This is a genomic window from Erwinia sp. TECH1 (assembly GCF_054057575.1).
Map to the genome: position 1 here is coordinate 3,547,628 of NZ_JBSRZK010000001.1, position 20,587 is coordinate 3,568,214.

Consider the following 20,587-nt stretch of genomic DNA (forward strand, 5'->3'; position numbering starts at 1 on the left):
GCGACCAGAAGATGCGTTATTGCGCACCGACTGTCAGGCGGGCAACCTGGTTGCTACGGATAAAACGACTCAGATCGACCGGCTGGCCCTGATACTGGATCTGAACGGCGCCCGGCGCGCCAATCTTAAGACGATATGGCGCCGTGCCGGAAAGGCTGAGTTTACCACCACTACGTTGGATCCCGCTGAACAGTTTCTTGCCTGTCGCATCGGAAACTTCCAGCCAGCACTCTTTGCTGAAGTTCATAACCAGCGCATTGGCCTCGGCGGCTGGCGCGCTAACGCCTGCAGAAGCCGTCGGCATCTGGCCGTTGTCGGCCGGCACCTGCGAAGGCGAAACCGCAACCGGCGCGGCTGAGCCAGTAGCAGCGGCTGAAGTATTGGCTGCAGAAGCAGCTGAACCGGTCGCGGCAGCTGAAGTATTGGTCGCGGAAGAAGTGGCAGCAGCGTCAGGCGCGGCCGCAGTATCCGCAGGCGCGCTCTGGGCCGGCGCCGTCGGCGCCTCTTCAGCTGGCGACATGCCGTCCGCGCCGCTGTTGTTCAGCGGAATGGACTGGCTGTTATCGCCGCCTGCGCCGACATTCTGATCGGCCATTGAAACCAGATCGTCCTGCGCCGCCTTGTGGTTCTGCCACCACCATGCACCGGTCAGGCCTACCACCACAAACAGCACCAGCCAGGTAAAAATCATCAGCCAGCCGTCGCGTTTTTTGCGGCGTTTGCCCAGGGAAAAACTCTGCATCGGCTCGACTTTGGCAGCCCGTACGGGTGCCTGCTTCGCCATCATCGGCAGCAGCTCTTCTTCCGGCACGTGCACCAGCCGGGCGTAAGAACGGATATAGCCACGCAGGAAGGTAGACGCCAGATCCGCAGGCGCCTTGTCCTCTTCAATATCGCGGACGGTGGAAAGTTTCAGGCAAAGGCGCTCCGCAACGTTCTGCTGAGACAGGCCCATTTGCTCACGGGCTACGCGCAGGCGCTCGCCTGTTGAATTTACTGCTGATTTATCTTGAGTGGCTTCAGTATTCATTAGCTAAAAAATGCAGGTACTGTATCGATTGTGGAAAATTTCGCGCCAGCTGTTCCCCGGCAAGCCGGATGCTCTCCGGATGCCCTGCCCGCGCGGCGAAGCGAATCTCTAACCACAAGCTCTGCGCCGAAGCGGCAAAGTTGTGTTGATAAACATCTAACAGGAGCCGCGATGAATCGCGCTCGTTCTTTCCAAATCGCCTTTCGGCTTCCGCCAGCAGCGCAGCGCCCTTTTCCGCATCGTTTTGCGTCGCTTCCAGCAACGCGGCTTTGGCCTTCTGCGCTTCACCTGCCCGCAGATAGCAATAGCCGGCATTCTCCAGGGCGTCGGCGCGACCCGGTATTCGGATCGCCTTATTGAACTGCTGCTGGGCCGCATCATACTGCCCTAAAAGACAGAGAAACGCACCGTAATTATTGATTACGTCACGGTTTTGTCCTGCCAGCGCCACGGCTTTTCGGTAATGCTCCTGCGCCGCGGCGTTGTCGCCCACGCGCTGAAAATAGCGCGCCATGGCAAGCCTGCAGCGATAGTCGTCAGGCGCCAGCTGCAGCGCCTGTCGTAAATTCCGTTCCGCCGGGGCCAGCTGATCCTGCGCCAGCCAGGCCAGGCCTAATTGTAGTCGCGTCCCGGCCAGCTCGCTGCGCGGTGTCGTCAGGCTACAGCCCGCAAGCAGCAGCGCGACCAGCCAAAATGATAATCCCTTATTCATCATCGCCTCCTTAGCGGAAGCGATGTTACGCCCTTTTACTCAGCGGACAAGCCGCGAGCCTGGCTTTCAGAGCGCTTTCACAGAAATCGCTTCGCCGGCCATTTTTTTACGCATCGTGCGGCGCGTGCGGTCGATGACTTCACCAGCAAGCTGGCCGCAGGCGGCATCAATATCATCGCCGCGGGTCTTACGCACAATAGTGGTAAAACCATAATCCATCAACACTTTAGAGAAGCGATCGATGCGACTGTTCGAACTCCGGCCATACGGCGCGCCCGGGAAGGGGTTCCACGGAATAAGGTTAATCTTGCACGGCGTCTCTTTCAGCAGCGCGGCCAGCTCATGCGCGTTATCGGTGCTGTCGTTGACGTGATCCAGCATGACATACTCGATGGTCACGCGGCCCTGATTGGCGTTGGACTTGGAGATGTAGCGCGCGACGGAAGCCAGGAAGGTTTCGATATTATATTTTTTGTTGATCGGCACGATTTCGTCGCGGATAGCGTCGTTTGGCGCATGTAGCGAAATCGCCAGCGCTACGTCGATCATATCGCCCAGCTTGTCCAGCGCGGGAACAACCCCGGAGGTGGACAGCGTCACGCGGCGTTTTGACAGCCCGAAGCCGAAATCGTCCAGCATGATTTCCATCGCCGGGACAACATTATTCAGGTTGAGCAGCGGCTCGCCCATGCCCATCATCACCACGTTGGTGATAGGACGCTGGCCGGTCACTTTCGACGCGCCGATAATTTTAGCCGCGCGCCAGACCTGGCCGATGATTTCGGATACGCGCAGGTTGCGGTTGAAGCCCTGCTGCGCGGTCGAGCAGAATTTACACTCCAGCGCGCAGCCGACCTGCGAGGAGACGCACAGCGTAGCGCGATCTTTCTCCGGAATATAAACGGTTTCCACCTGCTGGCCACCGACCGTGATCGCCCATTTGATGGTGCCGTCCGCCGAGCGCTGCTCTTCCGCCACTTCCGGCGCGCGGATTTCGGCCAGCTCTTTCAGCTTGCCGCGGAAAACCTTGTTGATGTCGGTCATCTCATCGAAATCATCACAGCAGTAGTGATAAATCCACTTCATTACCTGATCGGCACGGAACGGCTTTTCGCCCAGGCCAACAAAAAATTCGCGCATTTGCTGACGGTTCAAATCGAGCAGGTTGATTTTTTCTTTTTTTGGCGTGGTGATAGCAGATGACGGGGTGACAATTTGTTCAGACATAATATTCTCTGGCCTCGTTGTTACACGTTATGGCGCTGGGGAGGTTAATAAGAAGTATAAATGAAACGCCCCCGCTGAGCAGGGGCGCATTATTGTACAGGCAGAGCGTCTGCGGATTAAAGGGCGTTATGAAAATAAATTGTAAACGCGCCGCATTCCCCTGCCATCAATAATCAATAATTAACGAGTGCGTGGGCACACTTCGCCTTCGCCAAAGAAGAAGGCGATTTCGCGAGCGGCAGACTCGGCAGAGTCAGAACCGTGGGTCGCGTTCTCGGTGAAGCTGTCCGCGTAGTCGGCACGCAGCGTACCAGCCAGCGCGTTGTCCGGGTTAGTTGCGCCCATCAGATCGCGGTGACGCTGTACGGCGTTTTCGCCTTCCAGCACGGAAACCACTACCGGGCCAGAGGTCATGAATTCAACCAGGCCGTCGAAGAAAGGACGACCCTGGTGTTCTGCGTAGAAGCCTTCAGCCTGCTCTTTGGTCAGGTGCAGCATTTTGGTGCCAACGATTTTGAAGCCAGCGCTTTCAAAACGGTTAAAAATGGCACCAATTACGTTTTTTGCCACCGCGTTTGGTTTTACGATAGAAAAAGTACGTTCGATAGTCATAGTGACCCCTGTTTGATGTCGAGTTTGGCCGGTGAAAAGGCTCCCCGGCCGGGAAAATGGCGCCGATTATAGGGGGCATAAGCCCGCATTCCTATCGGATATTCAACAAATCGTTAAAAAAGTCGCTTAAGCGCCTACAGACTGGCAACCTTAGTGCGCAATCGCGCAAAAATGCTTCAGCTCGCCGCCCGGCGTGGAGAAAACCCGAGAAGATCTTGAGATGCCCGTCAGGATAACCGACACTCAGGGCAACTATTCCTGTTGCGAGGCCGCTATGACTTGCTCTTTGTTTGTGACCGCCGACTGGCTGGCGGAACACTATGCCGATGATGATATTCAGGTACTGGACGCGCGTATGCTGCCGCCGGGCCAGGAGAAGGTTCGCGATATTCAGGCGGAGTACCGTGCGGGCCATCTCCCGGACGCGCCTTTTTTCAATATCGAAGCGCTTTCCGACCCTGCCAGCCCTTATCCGCATATGCTGCCGCGAGCGGAAGCTTTTGCCGTGGCGATGCGCGAGCTGGGCGTCAGCAGCGAAAAACATTTAGTGGTTTACGATGAGGGTAATCTCTTCTCTGCGCCGCGCGCCTGGTGGATGCTGCGTCAGTTCGGCGTAGCCTCGGTTTCCATTCTGGCCGGCGGACTGAGCGGCTGGCGCGAAGCCGGTTACGAGGTGGCTACCGGCGACGTCGCGCTGCCGGAAGCGGAGTTTGAGGCCAGTTTCGATCCGGCCGTGGTGAAGCGGATCACCGACGTGATGGTCATCAGCCATGAAGGCGGCGCGCAGATTGTCGACGCCAGAGCCGCCAACAGGTTTTACGGTGAAGTGGACGAGCCGCGTCCGGGCCTGCATCGCGGTCATATTCCCGGCAGCCTGAACGTGCCGTGGAACGAACTGGTGGAAAACGGTCAGCTGAAGTCGCCGGAGGCGCTGACGGCCATTTTCCAGCGTCAGGGCGTGAAGCTCGACGAGCCGGTGGTGGCCAGCTGCGGCTCCGGCGTGACGGCGGTCGTGCTGATCCTGGCGCTGACGTCGCTGGGCGTGGAAAACGTCACGCTCTATGACGGCTCCTGGGGCGAATGGGGTAGCCGCGACGATTTGCCGATCGCTACCCGATAAACAGCCGCCCCGGCGGCCGGAAGGAAAGCCTTATTAAGACGGGCGATGGCGATCGATATTCAGCGCGGCTATTTACACTGGCCGCGCTGTTTTAGCGCCATCAGCAAAGCAGAAGTCGCCCGGCGCTTTACAGGATCCTGTCCTGCTTAAGCGAGCGCAGGAAGCTGCCCCACCGCCGCTCATAAAAGGGCGTGATATGCGCGGTAAAGAAGTGGCTGATATTGTCATTATCCACTACTTCGCAAATATCTACCGGCTCATCCTCTAACAGCGTATCGGTCGCCACGCTGCCCGCCGCCTGAATGATATTTTCGATATCACCGTCGGCTTCAATGCCAATTAGCAAATTAGGCTTCGCGTCCGCCGCTTCTTTAATATGCGCTACCCATGCGCGCCGCACCTGCTTATGTTTAGCAAACAGCTCCGTCAGCGAGGCGATGGTTTGCGCAGGCGGTTCGGCAATTTCCGACAGCAGCAGCGAAGCGCCGCCTTCCAGCACCGTTTGCTGGCTCAGGGCGTTGCCCTCTTTCCCCAACAGGCTGCTGATTTCCCCCGGCGAAAACTCCTTGCCGACGGGCAGTTTGGGATTCAGAAACAGCGTTTCGCCCTGAGTCATGGCAAACAGCGTGCGTACCGGCATCACCAGAAAAGGCTGTTCTTCGGTGACGGCCTGCTGTAGCGCCTGCTCTGAGGTGAAAAAGGGAATAATGCTGGTGCCGTCCTCTTTTTCCCAGTGCTGCAGCTCCGCATCGGCCTGCTCCACGCTTTCGCCAGGCACCCAGACGCTGGCTTCCATCAGTAACGTAAAGAACTCCGGGCGGTGCGCAGGCTCGGTCGCCGCCAGTTTCAACACCTCTTCCAGGCGCTGGTTGATTTCGTTCATTGCTTGCTTCCAGTCAAAGCGCCGGGCGCAGCGCCCGGCTACACGTTCTATTTCAGCAGCAGATTCGCCACGGTACGTACGCCCAGTCCGGTCGCGCCGGCAGACCACTGATCCACCGCGCCTTTACGGTAGGTCGCTGAGCAGTCGATATGCAGCCAGCCCTGCTGATAGTGCTTCACAAAGTGCGACAGAAACGCGGCGGCCGTGCTGGCGCCTGCCGTATGCGAAGGCGCGGCAATATTGTTTAAATCGGCAAAGTTAGAAGGCAGATAGCCGCGATGGAACTCGGCCAGCGGCAGTCGCCAGAAAGGTTCGTTCTCGCTGGCGGCGCTCTCCAGAAGCGACTGCGCCAGCGCGTCATCAAAGCTGAACAGCGCGTGATAATCGTTGCCCAGCGCCGTTTTGGCCGCGCCGGTCAGCGTCGCCGCATCGATCATCAGCTGCGGGTTCTGTTCGCTGGCGTCGATCAGGCCGTCCGCCAGCACCAGGCGCCCTTCCGCATCGGTGTTCATCACCTCTACGCTTTTCCCGTTGCGGTAACGAATAATATCGCCCAGACGGAAAGCGTTGCCGCTGACCATGTTGTCGGCGCAGCAGAGATACAGCTTCACGCGCTTATCCAGTCCGCGATCGATAGCCAGCGCCAGCGCGCCGGTCAGCGTGGCGGCACCGCCCATATCCGACTTCATTGAATCCATCGAGCCGCTGGGTTTCAGGCTGTAGCCGCCGGTATCAAAGGTGATGCCTTTGCCCACCAGGCAGGCGAAGACCGGCGCTTTCTCATCGCCCGTCGGGTTATAGTCCAGCGCCAGCAGCGCCGGGCTGCGCGTTGAGCCGCGCCCTACCGTATGCAGACCGCTGTAGCCCTGAAGACGCAGATCCTCGCCTTTGGTAATGCGGTAGCTGGCCTTTTCGCCCGCCACGCCGCAGAGCAGATCGACCGCGCGCTGCGCCAGCTGTTCCGGGCTAAGCTCTTCCGCCGGAAGGTTGATAGTGTCGCGCACCCAGTCGATGATTTTCAGACGACGATCGAGCTCGGCCCGATCCGCCTCGCTCAGCGCGGCCCATTCAACTTTTCTTTCGCCTTTCGGCCCGCGATAGCCCTGCCAGAAGGCCCAGCTTTTTTCCAGGTCCCAGTCGCCCTGCAGGCTGACGTGACGAATGCCCTGCCCGTCGATTTTGCGCGCCGCGCGCTGAATGGTGGTCAGCACATCGCCGCCGTTAAGGTGGATGGTCATGCCGCTGTCGTTGCTGGTCAGGGTCGCTTTTTCGCCCCAGCGCGCATCCGCCGCTGTCGTCGACAGCGTAATGATCATTGGCGTGGTTGTCATAACCTGGCTCCTTGTTAAAAATTTGTTATATCGACCTTGCAACGGCCGACGGCAGCGATAACGCTGCCTGTTCGTTTTAAGATTAACAGATTAAGCATAACGGGCTAAACAGCCCGTAGAACGGAAAAGATTAGCGCGAAGACGCCGCTCGCCATTGCGGAGACAAGTCACGCAGGCGGGTAATGGATTTACGCACCAGCTCGATAGCGTATTCGATCTCCTCACCCGTGGTAAAGCGCCCCAGCGAAAAGCGCAGCGAACTGTGCGCCAGCTCTTCGCTCAGGCCCAGCGCGCGCAGGACATAGGAAGGTTCAAGGCTGGCCGAGGTGCAGGCGGAGCCGGAGGAGAGCGCCAGATCTTTCAGCGCCATAATCAGCGATTCGCCGTCTACGTGCGCAAAGCTGACGTTAAGGATATTCGGCGCGCTCTGCTCCAGGCTACCGTTAAGATACACCTCGTCAATTTCGCTCAGGCCCGCCCACAGGGTTCTGCGCAGCAGGTTAAGCCGGGCGCTTTCGCTGCTCATCTCTTCCTTTGCGATACGGTAGGCCTCGCCCATGCCGACGATTTGATGCACGGGCAGCGTGCCGGAACGCATGCCGCGCTCGTGACCACCGCCGTGGATCTGCGCGGCGATACGGATACGGGGCTTTCTGCGCACGTAAAGTCCGCCGATGCCTTTCGGGCCATAGAGCTTATGCGCGGAAAAAGACATCAGGTCGACTTTCAGCTCGCTGAGATCCACCGGCAGCTTGCCGACGCTCTGCGTGGCGTCAACGTGGAAGAGAACGCCGCGCGACTGGCACAGTTCGCCGATAGCTGCAATATCCTGCACCACGCCGGTTTCATTATTGACGTGCATAATGGAAACCAGGATGGTGTCGTCGCGCATCGCGTCCTGCAGCTGTTGCAGCGTGATAATGCCGTCGGCCTGCGGGGCCAGGTAAGTTACCTCGAACCCTTCGCGCTCCAGCTGGATACAGGTATCCAACACGGCTTTGTGCTCGGTCTGGCTGGTGATGATGTGTTTGCCTTTCTCCTGCTGGAGTTCGGCCGCGCCTTTGATGGCCAGATTATCGGATTCGGTGGCGCCAGAGGTAAAAACGATTTCGCGGGGATCGGCACCAATCAGTTCGGCAACCTGGTTGCGGGCGACGTCGACCGCTTCTTCCGCCTGCCAGCCAAAGCGATGGGAGCGGGAAGCCGGATTGCCAAAAGTCCCGTCAAGGGTCAGAAACTGCACCATTTTTTGCGCTACGCGGGGATCGGCGGGCGTGGTGGCGGCGTAATCAAGGTAAATCGGGACTTTCATTGCGTTGAACTCCGTACAGTTAAGTATGTCATTCAATGCGGTCTGCCGCGTCGGTGACCATCGTCCCCGACACAGAGTGGTATGAGGACGACGGCTTTCGCCGCCGCTTTAATCAGGCTCGCAGATTGACGTTAATCGTTTCATGCAGGCGGCCGGCCGGCACGCGCGCTTTTTCAGTGTTGTTCTGACGATCGGCCACATCCAGGATTTCCTGGTTGTTCACCAGTTCCGCCAGCGTAATGTTGTTCAGGAAGTCGCTGATGCGCTCGCTCAGGTCGCGCCACAGCACGTGGGTCAGACAGCGTTCGCCGCCCTGACAGCCTTCTTTGCCCTGACACTTGGTCGCATCTACAGACTCATCCACGGCGGTGATCACCGCGCCAACCGCAATCTCGCCGGACGCTTTGCCCAGCAGATAGCCGCCGCCTGGCCCACGCACGCTGGCCACCAGACCGTTTTTACGCAGGCGAGAGAAAAGCTGCTCCAGGTAGGACAGCGAAATGCCCTGACGCTCTGAAATATCAGCTAAAGGTACTGGCCCTTCGTGCGAGTGCAGCGCAACATCAAGCATAGCGGTAACGGCATAACGGCCTTTGGATGTCAGTCTCATGGCGTAAACGACCTCGGTTGTTCGTGAACATTTGATGGTCGAAGTCTGCCATTCCTGAGTGTTTTGGTCAACTATTTAACCGAGTAATTTACTCAAGTATTTAACCTGGTAATTTACTCAACTATTACCGCTGCTTTTTTGCGTGTCTCGACTACTTCTCGCTCTTTGGCTTTTCCAGCGAAGAGAGCATGCCGCGCAGAATATTCAGCTCATCGCGCTCCGGACGCGCACGCGTATAAAGGCGGCGCATCTTGCTCATCACCTGGCCGGGATTGCCTTCACGTATAAAGCCGCTTCTCACCATCATCTGTTCCATATGCTGATAAAAGCGCTCAAGGTCGTCGACCAGCGGATAAGGCGACTCTTCGTAGTCGGGCTGCGTGGTTTCCTGCGATTGCAAAAACGCCATGCGCACTTCATAAGCGATGATCTGTACCGCCATCGCCAGGTTGAGCGAGCTGTACTCCGGGTTAGCGGCAATGGCTACGTGATAGTGGCACTTTTGCAGCTCTTCGTTGGTCAGGCCCACGCGTTCGCGGCCAAACACCAGCGCAACCGGCGCCTGCTGCCCTTCCTGCACGCTCTTGATGCCGCACTCGCGCGGATCGAGCATCGGCCACGGTAGCGAACGCGAACGGGCGCTGGTGCCAACCACCAGACTGCAACCGGCCAGCGCTTCATCAAGCGTGTCAACGATGTGCGCTTCGCCAATCACGTCGCTGGCGCCAGCGGCCAGTGCGATAGCCTGCGAGTCAGGTTTGACCAGCGGATTGACCAGATAAAGGTTGGTCAGGCCCATGGTTTTCATCGCGCGAGCGACGGATCCCATATTGCCGGTGTGAGAAGTTTCCACCAGCACGATTCGGATGTTATGCAGCATAGGAGTTCAGGTCTGTGAGATAATTTGCCAATGTTAACATATTTTCAGGACTTTTACCGAGCCCCCTGCTATAATCCGCGCCGTTTTCCGTTCTTTAACATCCAGTGAGAGAGACCGATGCATCCGATGCTCAACATCGCCGTGCGCGCTGCGCGCAAGGCCGGTAATTTAATTGCCAAGAATTATGAAACGCCAGACGCCGTTGAAGCCAGCCAGAAAGGCAGCAACGACTTCGTTACCAATGTTGACCGCGACGCCGAGCGCCTGATTATTGAGGTGATCCGCAAGTCTTATCCAAAGCACACCATTATTTGTGAAGAAAGCGGTGAGCTGCCCGGAGAAGACAAGGATGTGCAATGGGTTATCGATCCACTGGATGGCACTACTAACTTCATTAAGCGCCTGCCGCATTTCTGTATTTCTATCGCCGTACGTATCAAAGGCCGCACCGAAGTGGCCGTGGTTTACGATCCAATGCGTAACGAACTGTTCAGCGCCGTACGCGGCCAGGGCACCCAGCTGAACGGCTATCGCCTGCGCGGCTCCACCGCTCGCGATCTGGATGGCACCATCCTGGCGACCGGTTTCCCGTTCAAGCTGAAGCAGCACGCCACGCCGTATATCAATATCGTGGGTAAACTCTTTACCCAGTGCGCGGATTTCCGTCGCACCGGTTCTGCCGCGCTGGATCTGGCTTACGTTGCCGCCGGCCGCGTGGACGGCTACTTTGAAATCGGCCTGAAGCCGTGGGATTTCGCCGCGGGCGAGCTGCTGGTACGTGAAGCAGGCGGCCTGGTGACCGACTTCGTTGGCGCGCATGGCTATATGCACTCCGGCAACATCGTCGCCGGTAACCCACGCGTGGTAAAAGCGATGCTGGCGACCATGCGCGACGAGCTGAGCGAAGCGCTGAAGCGCTAAATCACTCTCAAGAAAGGGCTGAACGTTTGTTCAGCCCTTTTTTATTGCCGCGCATTTAAAAAAGCGGTCGTATCCCGCCGGATAACGCAGGCTGCGCGCTCAACCACAGCATTACGCCGGTTGCCAGCAGCAGCAGGCCGCCTGCCAGCGACAGCGTTGCCCAGATAAAAGCGCGATCGCTCTGCGCGTTTTCTCGTCGACTCAGCTTCAGCGCCAGCGCGCGCGAAACCTGCACCAGCACGGCCATAGCCGTTACCGTAACGGCCGTTCCCACCGCCATCGCCAGTGCGGAAAGCACGCCCCATGCGTAAACGCCGATCACTTTAGAAAACAGCAGCATCATAATCGCGCCGGAGCACGGCCGCAGCCCCATTGACAGCACCACCAGCGCTTTGGTTTTACCGCTGACCGCCTTATCCAGCATTCCGCTATCCGGCACGTGCTGATGCCCGCAGCCGCAGTGTGCGCCGTGCCGATGGCCCTGTTCTACAGGCATCAGGCGGCTAACGGCAAGGCGGGGCTTTTTCAGCAGGCGCACAATTCTGCCGCCCGCTCGCCAGCACAACCACAGCCCCAGCCCGACTACCAGCAGATAACTGCCCTTTTCCAGCCAGTAGCTGCCCACATGCAGCTGGCGGGAAGAGAGCTGTAGCACCACCAGCATTATCGTCACCAGCGCAATCGCCACGCCGCCCTGTAGGAGGGCTGCGGCCAGGGTCAGCCGGATGCTGGTGTTCATCTTCGTGGGATGCGTAGCCAGAAACGTTGCAATCACTACTTTGCCGTGGCCCGGCCCAAGCGCGTGCAGGATGCCATAAATCAGGCTGAACCCCATCAGCGTCAGGCCGACCTGATGCGGCCGGCTCGCCACCTGCTGCAGCAGCGCCGTCATCTCCACATGCAAATTGCGCTGCCAGACCACGCTTTGCAGCAATAATTGCGGCCAGTACAGCCAGGCCGCCGCGCCCGCTGCGATAAATATCAGCAGCAGCAGGTAAAGCGGCCACGCCTGAAGCCAGCGGCTGCGGGATCGCTGCGCTACGGACATCACTGACATAATAAGGTCACCGTTTGGGCAAACTGACGGCCAAGATCCATATCGGCAGGCGGCGCATCGGCTTTATCCAGCGACAGCGCATAGGCCTGGAGCGAAGCGTTGGGATTGGGCGTTTTAAGCGTAAATCGGCAGCGCTGCGCCAGCTCTTGTGGAAGATGCAGCGATTTTTCAGACGCAAAAGTCATATCAACAAAGTAAGTCGGATCGAAAACGGAAAAGGTATAGCGCTGTCCGGCCAGCGGCTGCGGTTCGCCCAGCGGCAGAATAAACTCCAGCACGGCTTTGTTTCCCTCTCTCAGCAGCCGGTATTCCGGCGGTAAGTTGCCAAATTTCACCGGCTTGCCTTTATGCCAAAACTCGGCGAAATAATGCTGCGCCATCACGTTGGCCATCACTTCCGCCGCCAGTTTTTTCCAGACCACCGAATCCGGTTTGGCTTTGCCCGCGTCGTACAATAAATCGGCAGAGGTGATTTCATCCATCACCCAGTGCATTTTCAGGCCGGTCAGCCGATCGTCCTGCTGCACCAGCGTGGCCTGCATAGCGATAAAGCTATGGGGATGGCTCCATGCTTGCGGCATTACCATCAGCAGCGCTATGCACAGCAGCCTGATAAAAATGTTATAACGTAACAATACCTGCTCCTTATCCAACCGGTGAAAAAATCTGTGACCTGCCTTAAAAGCTACAAAAAAATCTGCTGGCTGTCGGTTTAGTCCGACCGGGTCACGCTATTCTTAGCGGGGTGACTTTTATCGGGACAGCAGATCATGACTCAACCTCTAATCGGGCCAGCTGCTTTCTCCAGTCCGCAGCGACGCTGCCATCTGCTATTACTGCTTTATCTGCCAGGCAGCGTCACGCTGGAGCTATTGTGCCAGCTCAACGGCGTGGATCCTTCCGTAGCCCGGCAAGATATAGCGGAGGTCACGGCAGAAATCCAGCGCTATCACCGGCTGTCGCTGCTACAGCACGCTACTGACGGCTATCGGATTGACGGTGCGGAACTGGATCGGCGGCTTTGCCTGCTGCACTGGCTTAAACGCGCGCTGCGGCTAAGCCCTGATTTTGTTCGGCAGCATTTTTCTCCGGCGCTGAAGCAGCAGCTGCAAACGCTGCGGATAGAAAAAGCCCTTTATGATGACCATAACCTGAATGCGCTGGTTCACCACTGCGCGCAGGGTTTGTCACGAGAGTTTACGCCGCGCGACTGTCAGTTTCTGGCGCTGTTTATGCAGCATTCGCTGGGTCGCCAGGCGCCCCTGTCATTTAATGAGGCCCAGCAGGCCTGGCTGGCAAAGCGTCGGGAATATCAGGTAGCGCAGGAGATTGTGCAGCACTGGCAAAAACGCTGTAAGGCCGCGCCGGAGGCGAATATTGCCTGCTTGCTTGCCCTGCTGTTCAGCCAGCTTCATACGCCCACCCTCGCCGGGATCCGTCATGACTATGAGCAGCAGCTGCTTGCCGATATTTATCGGCTGATTGAGCAATTTCAGATGCTTTCCGGTCACCGTATCGGCAACGTGCAGGGCCTGTGCGAACAGCTCTATACGCACATGGCGCAGGCGCTGGAGCGATCCCTGTTTGGTATCGGCATTGATAACAGCCTGGCGGAAGAGGTTCTGCAGCTTTATCCACGGCTGTTGCGTACCACCCAGGCGGCAATAGTCGGCTTTGAACAGCGCTACTCGCTGCGCTTTTCTGAAGAAGAGATGGGGCTTATTGCTATTATTTTCGGCGCGTGGCTGATGCAGGAAAATGTGCTGCAGGAAAAGCAGGTACTGCTGCTAACCGGAAAAGATGCCGCGCTGGAAAAAGAGCTCGAACAGCAGCTCCGGGAATTAACGCTGCTGCCGCTGAACATCAAATATCTGGACGTGGCGGAATATCAGCGCAGCAGCGCCCCAAAGGGTATTGCGCTGGTGATTACGCCCTATGCCACGCCGCTGCCGCTCTACTCTCCGCCGTTAATCCATGCGGAACTGCCGCTACAGCCGCATCAGCAGGATCGTATCAGGCTGCTGCTGGAGTCCTGACCCACGCCTGCGAAAAGCAGGTTAGACTTGCGGGCAAAGCGCCTGTTTTGCATAAAATCAATGCCCAATGGCTCTGAATACCTTGTTGCCTGATTTTTACTTTTTGCCTGTTGAGAGGCCGCCGCCCGTGCGGTTAACTGTGTCGTCTTTTGTGAATGATAAGGATTGTGCCGTAAGGTTTAACGGCTACATTATCGTCAAGCATAAGTTCTGAGGTACTTCCCCCAATGCGCTACGCGCAAAGGGGGAGTATTTTAGCAAAGCCGCAGTGCGATTAGGTTTTCGCCGCAATGCGAGCGCTCTTTTCCGGCCGCAGGAACAGCGCCGGCACCACCAGCAGCGCCATCACCCAAAATATATCGCCGTGCAGATGCTGGAACAGCGCCCCGCAGACTATCGTCATTACCGCAATGCCGCCGCCCATCGCCAGCGCCGAATATACGGACTGCAGACGAATAACCTCGGCGCCTTCCCTGGCGGCGATAAAGCGCATCGCCGCCAGGTGACAAATGGTAAAGCTGCCGCAGTGCAGGATCTGCGCCACGATCAGCAGCGGCAGCGCCGTGGTTGAGGCCATCAGGCTCCAGCGGATCAGCGCACATACGCCGGAGAGCAGCAGCAGGTCCCGTGCGGTCCAGCGCCCAAAAAGCCGGTTGCTGGAGGCAAACACGATAATTTCTGCCACCACGCCCAGCGACCAGAGGTAGCCCACCACGCTCGCCGAATAGCCTGCATCCTGCCACCAGATAGCGCTAAAGCCATAATAGGCCGCGTGCGCGCCCTGCATCAGGGTGACGCAGAGCAGAAAGCGCCAGGATGATTTCAGCAGCCGCTGCCAGTCCTGCCAGCCCGCACGTGCGACAACCTTGTCGCTCCCCTGCGGCGGGGTCGCCGGGCGAAGCAGCATCCCGCCGAGCATCGCCGCCGTTCCTGCACAGAGCAGCCACAGGATCGCCTGGTAAGAGAAAGCGTTAACCAGCACGCCGGTCAGCGCCGAGCTGATAACAAACGCCAGCGATCCCCACAGCCTGACCGGGCCGTAAGCCATTGCAATCTGCCGTTGCCAGGTGGCGGCCAGCGCGTCGCTCAGCGGCACCAGCGGTGAGAAAAACAGGTTGAAGCCAATCATGACCAGCAGTAGCCAGACCCAGAACGCGCTAAACCAAAAGCCCAGGGCAAACAGCAGCGACAGCCCCGCCAGCAGACGCAGCACGCTAATCAGGCGCGAAGGCGTCGTCACGCGGGAAGCGATAAGCAGGCTGCCGGTAAAGCGGGAAACCATGCCGACGCCTAATAAAAGGCCGATTTTTTCCGCATCAAGTCCGATGCCTTTCAGCCAGACGGCCCAGAACGGCAGCCAGACGCCGTAGGTAAAGAAGTAGGTGAAGTAGCCCAGCCCCAGCCACCACGCAGAACGGATTGCCATTTTTCCTCCGGCAATGTACAGACGAAAAAAACGGGACGTAGCGTCCCGTTTCGTTGTCGCGCCGGAAAATTCTCCGGCGTTCTGAAGCGGGATACAGCATCCCGCAGGCTTATGGCTTTTACGCGTACACCGGGAAGCGGGCGCACAGTTCCAGCACCTGCTTTTTCACGCGTTCGATGGTCGCTTCATCGTTGATATTGTCAAGGATGTCGCTGATCCAGCCGGCCAGCTGGCGCACTTCCGCTTCCTTAAAGCCGCGACGAGTCACCGCTGGCGAGCCAATACGGATGCCGGAAGTCACAAACGGGCTTTTCGGATCGTTCGGCACGCTGTTTTTGTTAACGGTGATGTTGGCACGGCCCAGCGCCGCATCAGCTTCTTTACCGGTCAGGCCTTTGCTCACCAGATCGATCAGGAACAGGTGGTTATAGGTGCCGCCGGAAACGATGTCGTAACCGCGCTCCAGCAGGACTTCCACCATCGCTTTAGCGTTTTTGGCAACCTGCTGCTGATAGAACTTGAACTCCGGCTCCATCGCTTCTTTCAGCGCTACCGCTTTACCGGCAATCACGTGCATCAGCGGGCCGCCCTGGCCACCAGGGAAGACGGCGGAGTTCAGCTTCTTATAGAAATCTTCATCGCCGCCCTTCGCCAGGATCAGGCCGCCGCGCGGGCCCGCCAGGGTTTTATGGGTGGTGGTGGTTACGATATGCGCGTGCGGAACCGGGTTCGGGTAAACGCCTGCGGCAATCAGACCGGCGACGTGCGCCATGTCGACAAACAGGTAAGCGCCGATGCTGTCAGCGATTTCACGCATTTTCGCCCAGTCGCAGATGCCGGAGTAGGCAGAGAAACCGCCGATGATCATTTTCGGCTTATGCTTCTGCGCCTGCGCGGCCAGATCGTCATAATCGATTTTGCCGGTCTCGTCGATGCCGTAAGGCACCACGTTATACAGCTTGCCGGAAAGGTTAACCGGGGAGCCGTGGGTCAGATGGCCGCCGTGCGCCAGGTTCATGCCCAGAATGGTGTCGCCCGGCTGCAGCAGCGCGGTATAAACGGCAAAGTTAGCCTGAGAACCGGAGTGCGGCTGCACGTTGGCGAAATCGGCGCCGAACAGCTCTTTAGCGCGATCGATCGCCAGCTGCTCTACGATATCAACATACTCACAGCCGCCGTAGTAGCGCTTGCCCGGATAGCCTTCCGCATATTTGTTGGTCAGCTGAGATCCCTGCGCCTGCATGACGCGCGGACTGGTGTAGTTTTCCGAAGCAATCAGTTCAATATGCTCTTCCTGACGCACTTTCTCCTGCTCCATTGCCTGCCACAACTCGGCATCATAATCGGCAATATTCATATCACGCTTTAACATCCGCTTCTCCTGACTCAGCTAACAATCTATTCGGCATTGAACGGCCCTTTTGGGCGAAGGCCAACAGTGTAAACCGTTTTGCCTGCTCAGGGATAGCCGGAAAGCAGGGTTTTTACGCAAACGATTGGCTCCAGCGCTGGCAAGGGTTAGTTCTCTTTTTCCCTGGCGTGGCGGCTCGTCTGTTTCATCATCATCTACGTGCAGGTTTTTCAACATCGTCCTTTTTTTATGGTAATAAATGCCCTTGTCTGGTTAAAGGTTATTTACAGCGTGACGCGTTTCGCTATAAGATGCATTTAAAATGCAACTTATAAAAATCCTCAGGAGTTCGCCATGTTAGACGCCCGCACTATCAGCACCATCAAAGCGACCATCCCGGCTTTGCTGGCTACCGGCCCCGCCCTTACCGCCCACTTTTACGATCGGCTGTTCAGCCATCATCCGGAGCTGAAAGACATCTTCAATATGAGCAACCAGCGCAACGGCAATCAGCGTGAAGCGCTGTTCAACGCTATCTGCGCCTATGCGGGCAATATTGAAAACCTGCCCGCTATTCTGCCGGCGGTTGAGAAAATCGCGCAGAAGCACACCAGCTTTGCCGTGCAGCCTGAACATTACCAGGTAGTGGGCGAACACCTGCTGGCCACGCTGGATGAGATGCTCAGCCCCGGCCAGGAAGTGCTGGATGCGTGGGGAAAAGCCTATGGCGTGCTGGCCAACGTGTTTATTAAGCGTGAAGAAGAGCTGTATGAGGCGTCGGAACAAAAAGTGGGCGGCTGGCGGACGCCGCGCGCGTTCCGCATCAGCGAGATTACGCCACAAAGCGAAGTAATAAAAAGTATTGTCTTCAGCCCGGTTGATGGTCAGCCGGTAGCCGATTATCAGGCCGGGCAGTATCTGGGCGTCTGGCTGCGGGAAAAAAGCTTTGCTAATCAGGAGATCCGCCAGTATTCCCTGACGCGTTCGCCAAACGGCAAAGATTACCGGATTGCGGTGCGGCATGAGGCGGGCGGAACGGTTTCCGGCTGGCTGCACGATCACGCCAAAGTGGGCGACGAGGTGCGCCTGGCAGCGCCTGCCGGAGATTTCTTCCTGAATATCACGCCGCAAACGCCGGTCACGCTGATTTCAGCGGGCGTCGGTCAGACGCCGATGCTGGCGATGCTGCACGTGCTGGCGGAACAGCACCACCCTGCGCCGGTACGCTGGCTGCACGCGGCGGATAACGGCAAAACCCACGCTTTTGCTGATGAGGTTGTAGCGACGGGCCAGCAGCTGGCGGAGTTTTCACAGCATATCTGGTATCGGGATCCGCAGCCCGACGATAGCGATCGCTATCAGACGCCGGGCCTGATGGATCTGCTGCCGATCGCAGAGCAGCTCAGCGATCCGGCCATGCACTTCTATCTTTGTGGCCCGGTCGGCTTTATGCAGCATATCGCTGAACAGCTGGTGAGCATGGGAGTAGCGGTTGAGCGCGTGCACTATGAGGTATTCGGCCCGCATAAAGTGCTTTAATACGCAAAAGGCCGGATAGTCCGGCCTTTTTTACCTGAAGACAGGCGACTCAGATCGCTTCTTCATCTTCTTCGCCGGTACGGATACGCACCACGCGCGCCACGTCGAAGACAAAAATTTTGCCATCGCCGATTTTCCCGGTCTGGGCGGTGCGCATAATCGTTTCCACGCAGGTATCCACAATATCGTCGGCGATAACGATCTCGATTTTAACTTTCGGCAGAAAATCGACCATATATTCCGCGCCGCGATAAAGTTCGGTGTGCCCTTTCTGGCGGCCAAACCCCTTCACTTCGGTCACGGTCATCCCGGTGATGCCGACTTCAGCCAGCGCCTCGCGCACATCATCCAGTTTGAACGGTTTGATAATTGCATCGATCTTTTTCATGGCAGACCCTTGTTGTTCCCTCGCCAGCCGGAGGGTAAGCGTATTCAGTATATGTGCAGCAGACAGGATCCGCCGCGCGGTCTGTCACTTTTGCCGGGCAGATAAACTATCATATCTGCACCGCGATGCGGCACAAAAAAACTATTCTTTAAAATCAGAGGCATCCAGCTCATGGCGCGACAGCAGCTTGTAGAATTCCGTGCGGTTGCGTCCGGCCAGGCGCGCCGCGTGCGTCACGTTGCCTTTGGTCATTTGCAGCAGCTTGCGCAGGTAGTTCAGCTCGAACTGGTTTCTGGCCTCGACAAAAGTTGGCAGCGCCGTGTTTTCGCCCGCCAGCGCCTGCTCCACCAGCGCTTCGCCTATTACCGGCGCGGAGCTTAACGCCACGCACTGCTCGATGACGTTAACCAACTGGCGCACGTTGCCCGGCCAGCTTGCGGCGATCAGGCGCTTCATCGCATCGGTAGAAAAGCTGCGGACAAAGGGCTTATGCCTTTCGGCGGACTGCTTCAGCAAATGGTTCGCCAGCAGCGGAATATCTTCCGCGCGTTCGTGCAGCGCCGGCAGGCGCAGCGTCACCACGTTCAGACGATAATAGAGATCCTCGCGGAACTCTTTTTTCTCCATGGCCTTCGGCAGATCGCGATGCGTGGCGGAAATGATACGCACGTTAATATCCAGATCGCGATTGCTGCCCAGCGGCCGCACCTTGCGCTCCTGCAGCACGCGTAACAGCTTGACCTGGAGCGCCTGCGGCATATCGCCGATTTCGTCTAAAAACAGCGTGCCGCCTTCTGCGGCCTGAAACAGCCCTTCGCGCTGGCTCACCGCGCCGGTAAAAGCGCCTTTTGCGTGGCCGAACAGCTCGGACTCCAGCAGCTGCTCCGGCAGCGCGCCGCAGTTAATCGCGATAAAAGCCTTGCCGGCTCTCGGGCTGGCGGCATGAATCGCCTGCGCCAGGATCTCTTTTCCGGTTCCGCTCTGGCCGTTGATTAGCACGCTGACGTCGGACTGCGCCACCATCCTGGCCTGGTCCAGCAGCCGCAGCATCACCGGGCTGCGGGTAACAATGCTTTCCCGCCAGGCGTCGTCGCTGGCCGGCGCGCGATGTGCCAGAGCCTGATCGATGGCGCTATAGAGCGCGTCGCGATCCACCGGCTTGGTTAAAAAGCTGAATACGCCCTGCTGCGTGGCGGAAACGGCTTCGGGGATCGAGCCGTGAGCGGTAAGAATAATCACCGGCATGCCGGGATGGCTTTTCTGCACCTCGGCAAACAGCGCCAGACCGTTCATTTCATCCATGCGCAGGTCGCTGATGACCAAATCAATGCGCTCGTTTTGCAGCGTGCGCAGCGCCTCCGGCCCGCTTTCGGCGGTGGATACGCTAAACCCTTCGCTGCCCAGGCGCATCCCTAACAGCTTTAACAGGCCGGGATCGTCATCCACCAGCAGCAGGTTTGCCGATTTTTTTATCATCGCTGCGCTCCTTTTTCCGCGTCGTTTTTCTCGCTGTGGCCGTCGCTGCCGTCGGGCGAACGGCGCGTGGAGAGCTGACGTTCAATATCCGTTAGCGTGTCCAGCTTGCGTCGGGTGACTTTAAGCTCGCTGTTCAGCGTCGCCTGCTGCTGGCGCAGCGCGTCCAGCTGGGCATCGCTGGTCTGCTGCAAATGATGGTAGCGGGTGCGCTCCTCGGAGAGCTGCAGCTGCGCCATTTGGTTATCGCGCCACAGCTGAAGCAGCGGGCGCACAGCGGCGGGATAGTCGCGGCTGAAGGCGTCCAGTTGGAGCATATACTGACGCCGCTCGACGGGCGTAACGTTACCGTTGGCCATCAGCACCGCCTCTTTGAAAGCGCCCTGCCAGCTGTCGCCGCCCTGCTGGCGTGCCTGAGCGCGCGCGTCAGCGGCAGAAAGCCGCGCCGCGCAGTCTGTCGCCCGCAGCCAGTAAAGCGGATTGCTGGTTTTACTCTCTTCCACGTCCCAGATCCGGGCGCAGTCCACCAGCCGGTAGTCCACTATCTTTGCTTCCGGTTCTACGGGCGCGCTATGACCCACGATTTTAGCGCCGGGCGCGTCGCTCGCGCAGGCGGCCAGCAGGCCAGCCAGCAGCGCGGCTGCCGTGTATTTGCCCAGCTGCATAACCGATCCCGCAG

Annotated in this window: 20 protein-coding genes; 4 read left to right on the forward strand and 16 right to left on the reverse strand. The window is 58.1% G+C overall.

All coding sequences use genetic code 11. From position 1 onward, the window contains the following. Positions 1 to 16: 16 nt before the first annotated feature. From rodZ to ndk, 4 genes are all read right to left on the reverse strand, one after another. Positions 17 to 1,030: a cytoskeleton protein RodZ gene (gene rodZ, locus ACVWZ0_RS16630; RefSeq protein WP_253459315.1), complete on the reverse strand. Its 1,014-nt coding sequence runs from the start codon at positions 1,028 to 1,030 to the stop codon at positions 17 to 19. Next, a complete protein-coding gene (pilW, locus tag ACVWZ0_RS16635) occupies positions 1,020 to 1,742 on the reverse strand; it encodes a type IV pilus biogenesis/stability protein PilW (RefSeq protein ID WP_253459312.1) in 723 nt (240 codons plus the stop codon). The genes rodZ and pilW overlap by 11 nt, the downstream gene beginning before the upstream one ends. 66 nt (positions 1,743 to 1,808) lie before the next feature. After that, on the reverse strand, positions 1,809 to 2,969 hold the full coding sequence (locus ACVWZ0_RS16640) for a bifunctional tRNA (adenosine(37)-C2)-methyltransferase TrmG/ribosomal RNA large subunit methyltransferase RlmN (RefSeq protein WP_253459309.1): 1,161 nt from the start codon (positions 2,967 to 2,969) through the stop codon (positions 1,809 to 1,811). A 180-nt stretch (positions 2,970 to 3,149) separates the two neighbouring features. Continuing rightward, positions 3,150 to 3,581: a nucleoside-diphosphate kinase gene (ndk, locus tag ACVWZ0_RS16645; RefSeq protein ID WP_125289523.1), complete on the reverse strand. Its 432-nt coding sequence runs from the start codon at positions 3,579 to 3,581 to the stop codon at positions 3,150 to 3,152. 274 nt (positions 3,582 to 3,855) lie between these two features. Here ndk and sseA point away from each other — a divergent pair, with 274 nt between their 5' ends. Further along, positions 3,856 to 4,701 (forward strand): 3-mercaptopyruvate sulfurtransferase, encoded by an 846-nt coding sequence (gene sseA / locus ACVWZ0_RS16650; protein WP_253459307.1) that lies wholly within the window; start codon positions 3,856 to 3,858, stop codon positions 4,699 to 4,701. A gap of 127 nt (positions 4,702 to 4,828) precedes the next feature. Here the strand turns inward: sseA and sseB are convergent, their stop codons facing one another. The 5 genes from sseB to trmJ form a co-directional block, all read right to left on the reverse strand. Next, the gene (gene sseB, locus ACVWZ0_RS16655) at positions 4,829 to 5,584 is read right to left on the reverse strand and encodes an enhanced serine sensitivity protein SseB (protein WP_253459304.1); all 756 of its coding nucleotides are present in this window, start codon (positions 5,582 to 5,584) and stop codon (positions 4,829 to 4,831) included. A 47-nt stretch (positions 5,585 to 5,631) separates the two neighbouring features. Beyond that, complete coding sequence (gene pepB, locus ACVWZ0_RS16660; RefSeq protein ID WP_253459300.1) at positions 5,632 to 6,915, reverse strand: aminopeptidase PepB; 1,284 nt, start codon at positions 6,913 to 6,915, stop codon at positions 5,632 to 5,634. Between the two features lie 130 nt (positions 6,916 to 7,045). After that, positions 7,046 to 8,227: an IscS subfamily cysteine desulfurase gene (locus ACVWZ0_RS16665; protein ID WP_253459297.1), complete on the reverse strand. Its 1,182-nt coding sequence runs from the start codon at positions 8,225 to 8,227 to the stop codon at positions 7,046 to 7,048. Between the two features lie 112 nt (positions 8,228 to 8,339). Beyond that, positions 8,340 to 8,837: a Fe-S cluster assembly transcriptional regulator IscR gene (gene iscR, locus ACVWZ0_RS16670; RefSeq protein WP_253459294.1), complete on the reverse strand. Its 498-nt coding sequence runs from the start codon at positions 8,835 to 8,837 to the stop codon at positions 8,340 to 8,342. Between the two features lie 151 nt (positions 8,838 to 8,988). Further along, on the reverse strand, positions 8,989 to 9,717 hold the full coding sequence (gene trmJ, locus ACVWZ0_RS16675) for a tRNA (cytosine(32)/uridine(32)-2'-O)-methyltransferase TrmJ (protein ID WP_253459291.1): 729 nt from the start codon (positions 9,715 to 9,717) through the stop codon (positions 8,989 to 8,991). A gap of 117 nt (positions 9,718 to 9,834) precedes the next feature. On the opposite strand from trmJ, the gene suhB reads away from it, so the two are divergent. Next, on the forward strand, positions 9,835 to 10,638 hold the full coding sequence (suhB, locus tag ACVWZ0_RS16680) for an inositol-1-monophosphatase (RefSeq protein WP_253459288.1): 804 nt from the start codon (positions 9,835 to 9,837) through the stop codon (positions 10,636 to 10,638). 55 nt (positions 10,639 to 10,693) lie between these two features. Here suhB and ACVWZ0_RS16685 read toward each other — a convergent pair whose 3' ends face one another. Further along, a complete protein-coding gene (locus tag ACVWZ0_RS16685; protein WP_253459285.1) occupies positions 10,694 to 11,695 on the reverse strand; it encodes a nickel/cobalt transporter in 1,002 nt (333 codons plus the stop codon). Next, positions 11,686 to 12,282, reverse strand: coding sequence for a DUF1007 family protein (locus ACVWZ0_RS16690; protein WP_253461247.1), 597 nt, complete (start codon positions 12,280 to 12,282; stop codon positions 11,686 to 11,688). The genes ACVWZ0_RS16685 and ACVWZ0_RS16690 overlap by 10 nt, the downstream gene beginning before the upstream one ends. 183 nt (positions 12,283 to 12,465) lie before the next feature. Between ACVWZ0_RS16690 and csiE the strand changes: the two genes are divergently transcribed. Then, positions 12,466 to 13,731: a stationary phase inducible protein CsiE gene (gene csiE / locus ACVWZ0_RS16695; RefSeq protein ID WP_253459282.1), complete on the forward strand. Its 1,266-nt coding sequence runs from the start codon at positions 12,466 to 12,468 to the stop codon at positions 13,729 to 13,731. A gap of 274 nt (positions 13,732 to 14,005) precedes the next feature. Here the strand turns inward: csiE and ACVWZ0_RS16700 are convergent, their stop codons facing one another. Beyond that, on the reverse strand, positions 14,006 to 15,157 hold the full coding sequence (locus ACVWZ0_RS16700) for a 3-phenylpropionate MFS transporter (protein WP_253459279.1): 1,152 nt from the start codon (positions 15,155 to 15,157) through the stop codon (positions 14,006 to 14,008). A 118-nt stretch (positions 15,158 to 15,275) separates the two neighbouring features. Further along, complete coding sequence (gene glyA, locus ACVWZ0_RS16705) at positions 15,276 to 16,529, reverse strand: serine hydroxymethyltransferase (RefSeq protein WP_253459276.1); 1,254 nt, start codon at positions 16,527 to 16,529, stop codon at positions 15,276 to 15,278. Positions 16,530 to 16,862: 333 nt separating this feature from the next. On the opposite strand from glyA, the gene hmpA reads away from it, so the two are divergent. Continuing rightward, positions 16,863 to 18,047, forward strand: coding sequence for an NO-inducible flavohemoprotein (hmpA, locus tag ACVWZ0_RS16710; protein ID WP_253459273.1), 1,185 nt, complete (start codon positions 16,863 to 16,865; stop codon positions 18,045 to 18,047). Positions 18,048 to 18,096: 49 nt separating this feature from the next. Here hmpA and glnB read toward each other — a convergent pair whose 3' ends face one another. The 3 genes from glnB to qseG form a co-directional block, all read right to left on the reverse strand. Next, positions 18,097 to 18,435, reverse strand: coding sequence for a nitrogen regulatory protein P-II (glnB, locus tag ACVWZ0_RS16715; RefSeq protein ID WP_125289509.1), 339 nt, complete (start codon positions 18,433 to 18,435; stop codon positions 18,097 to 18,099). Between the two features lie 141 nt (positions 18,436 to 18,576). Continuing rightward, on the reverse strand, positions 18,577 to 19,911 hold the full coding sequence (gene glrR, locus ACVWZ0_RS16720; RefSeq protein ID WP_253459270.1) for a two-component system response regulator GlrR: 1,335 nt from the start codon (positions 19,909 to 19,911) through the stop codon (positions 18,577 to 18,579). After that, entirely contained in the window at positions 19,908 to 20,573 is a 666-nt protein-coding gene (gene qseG / locus ACVWZ0_RS16725) for a two-component system QseEF-associated lipoprotein QseG (RefSeq protein WP_253459268.1), read from the reverse strand. The genes glrR and qseG overlap by 4 nt, the downstream gene beginning before the upstream one ends. Positions 20,574 to 20,587: the final 14 nt, after the last annotated feature.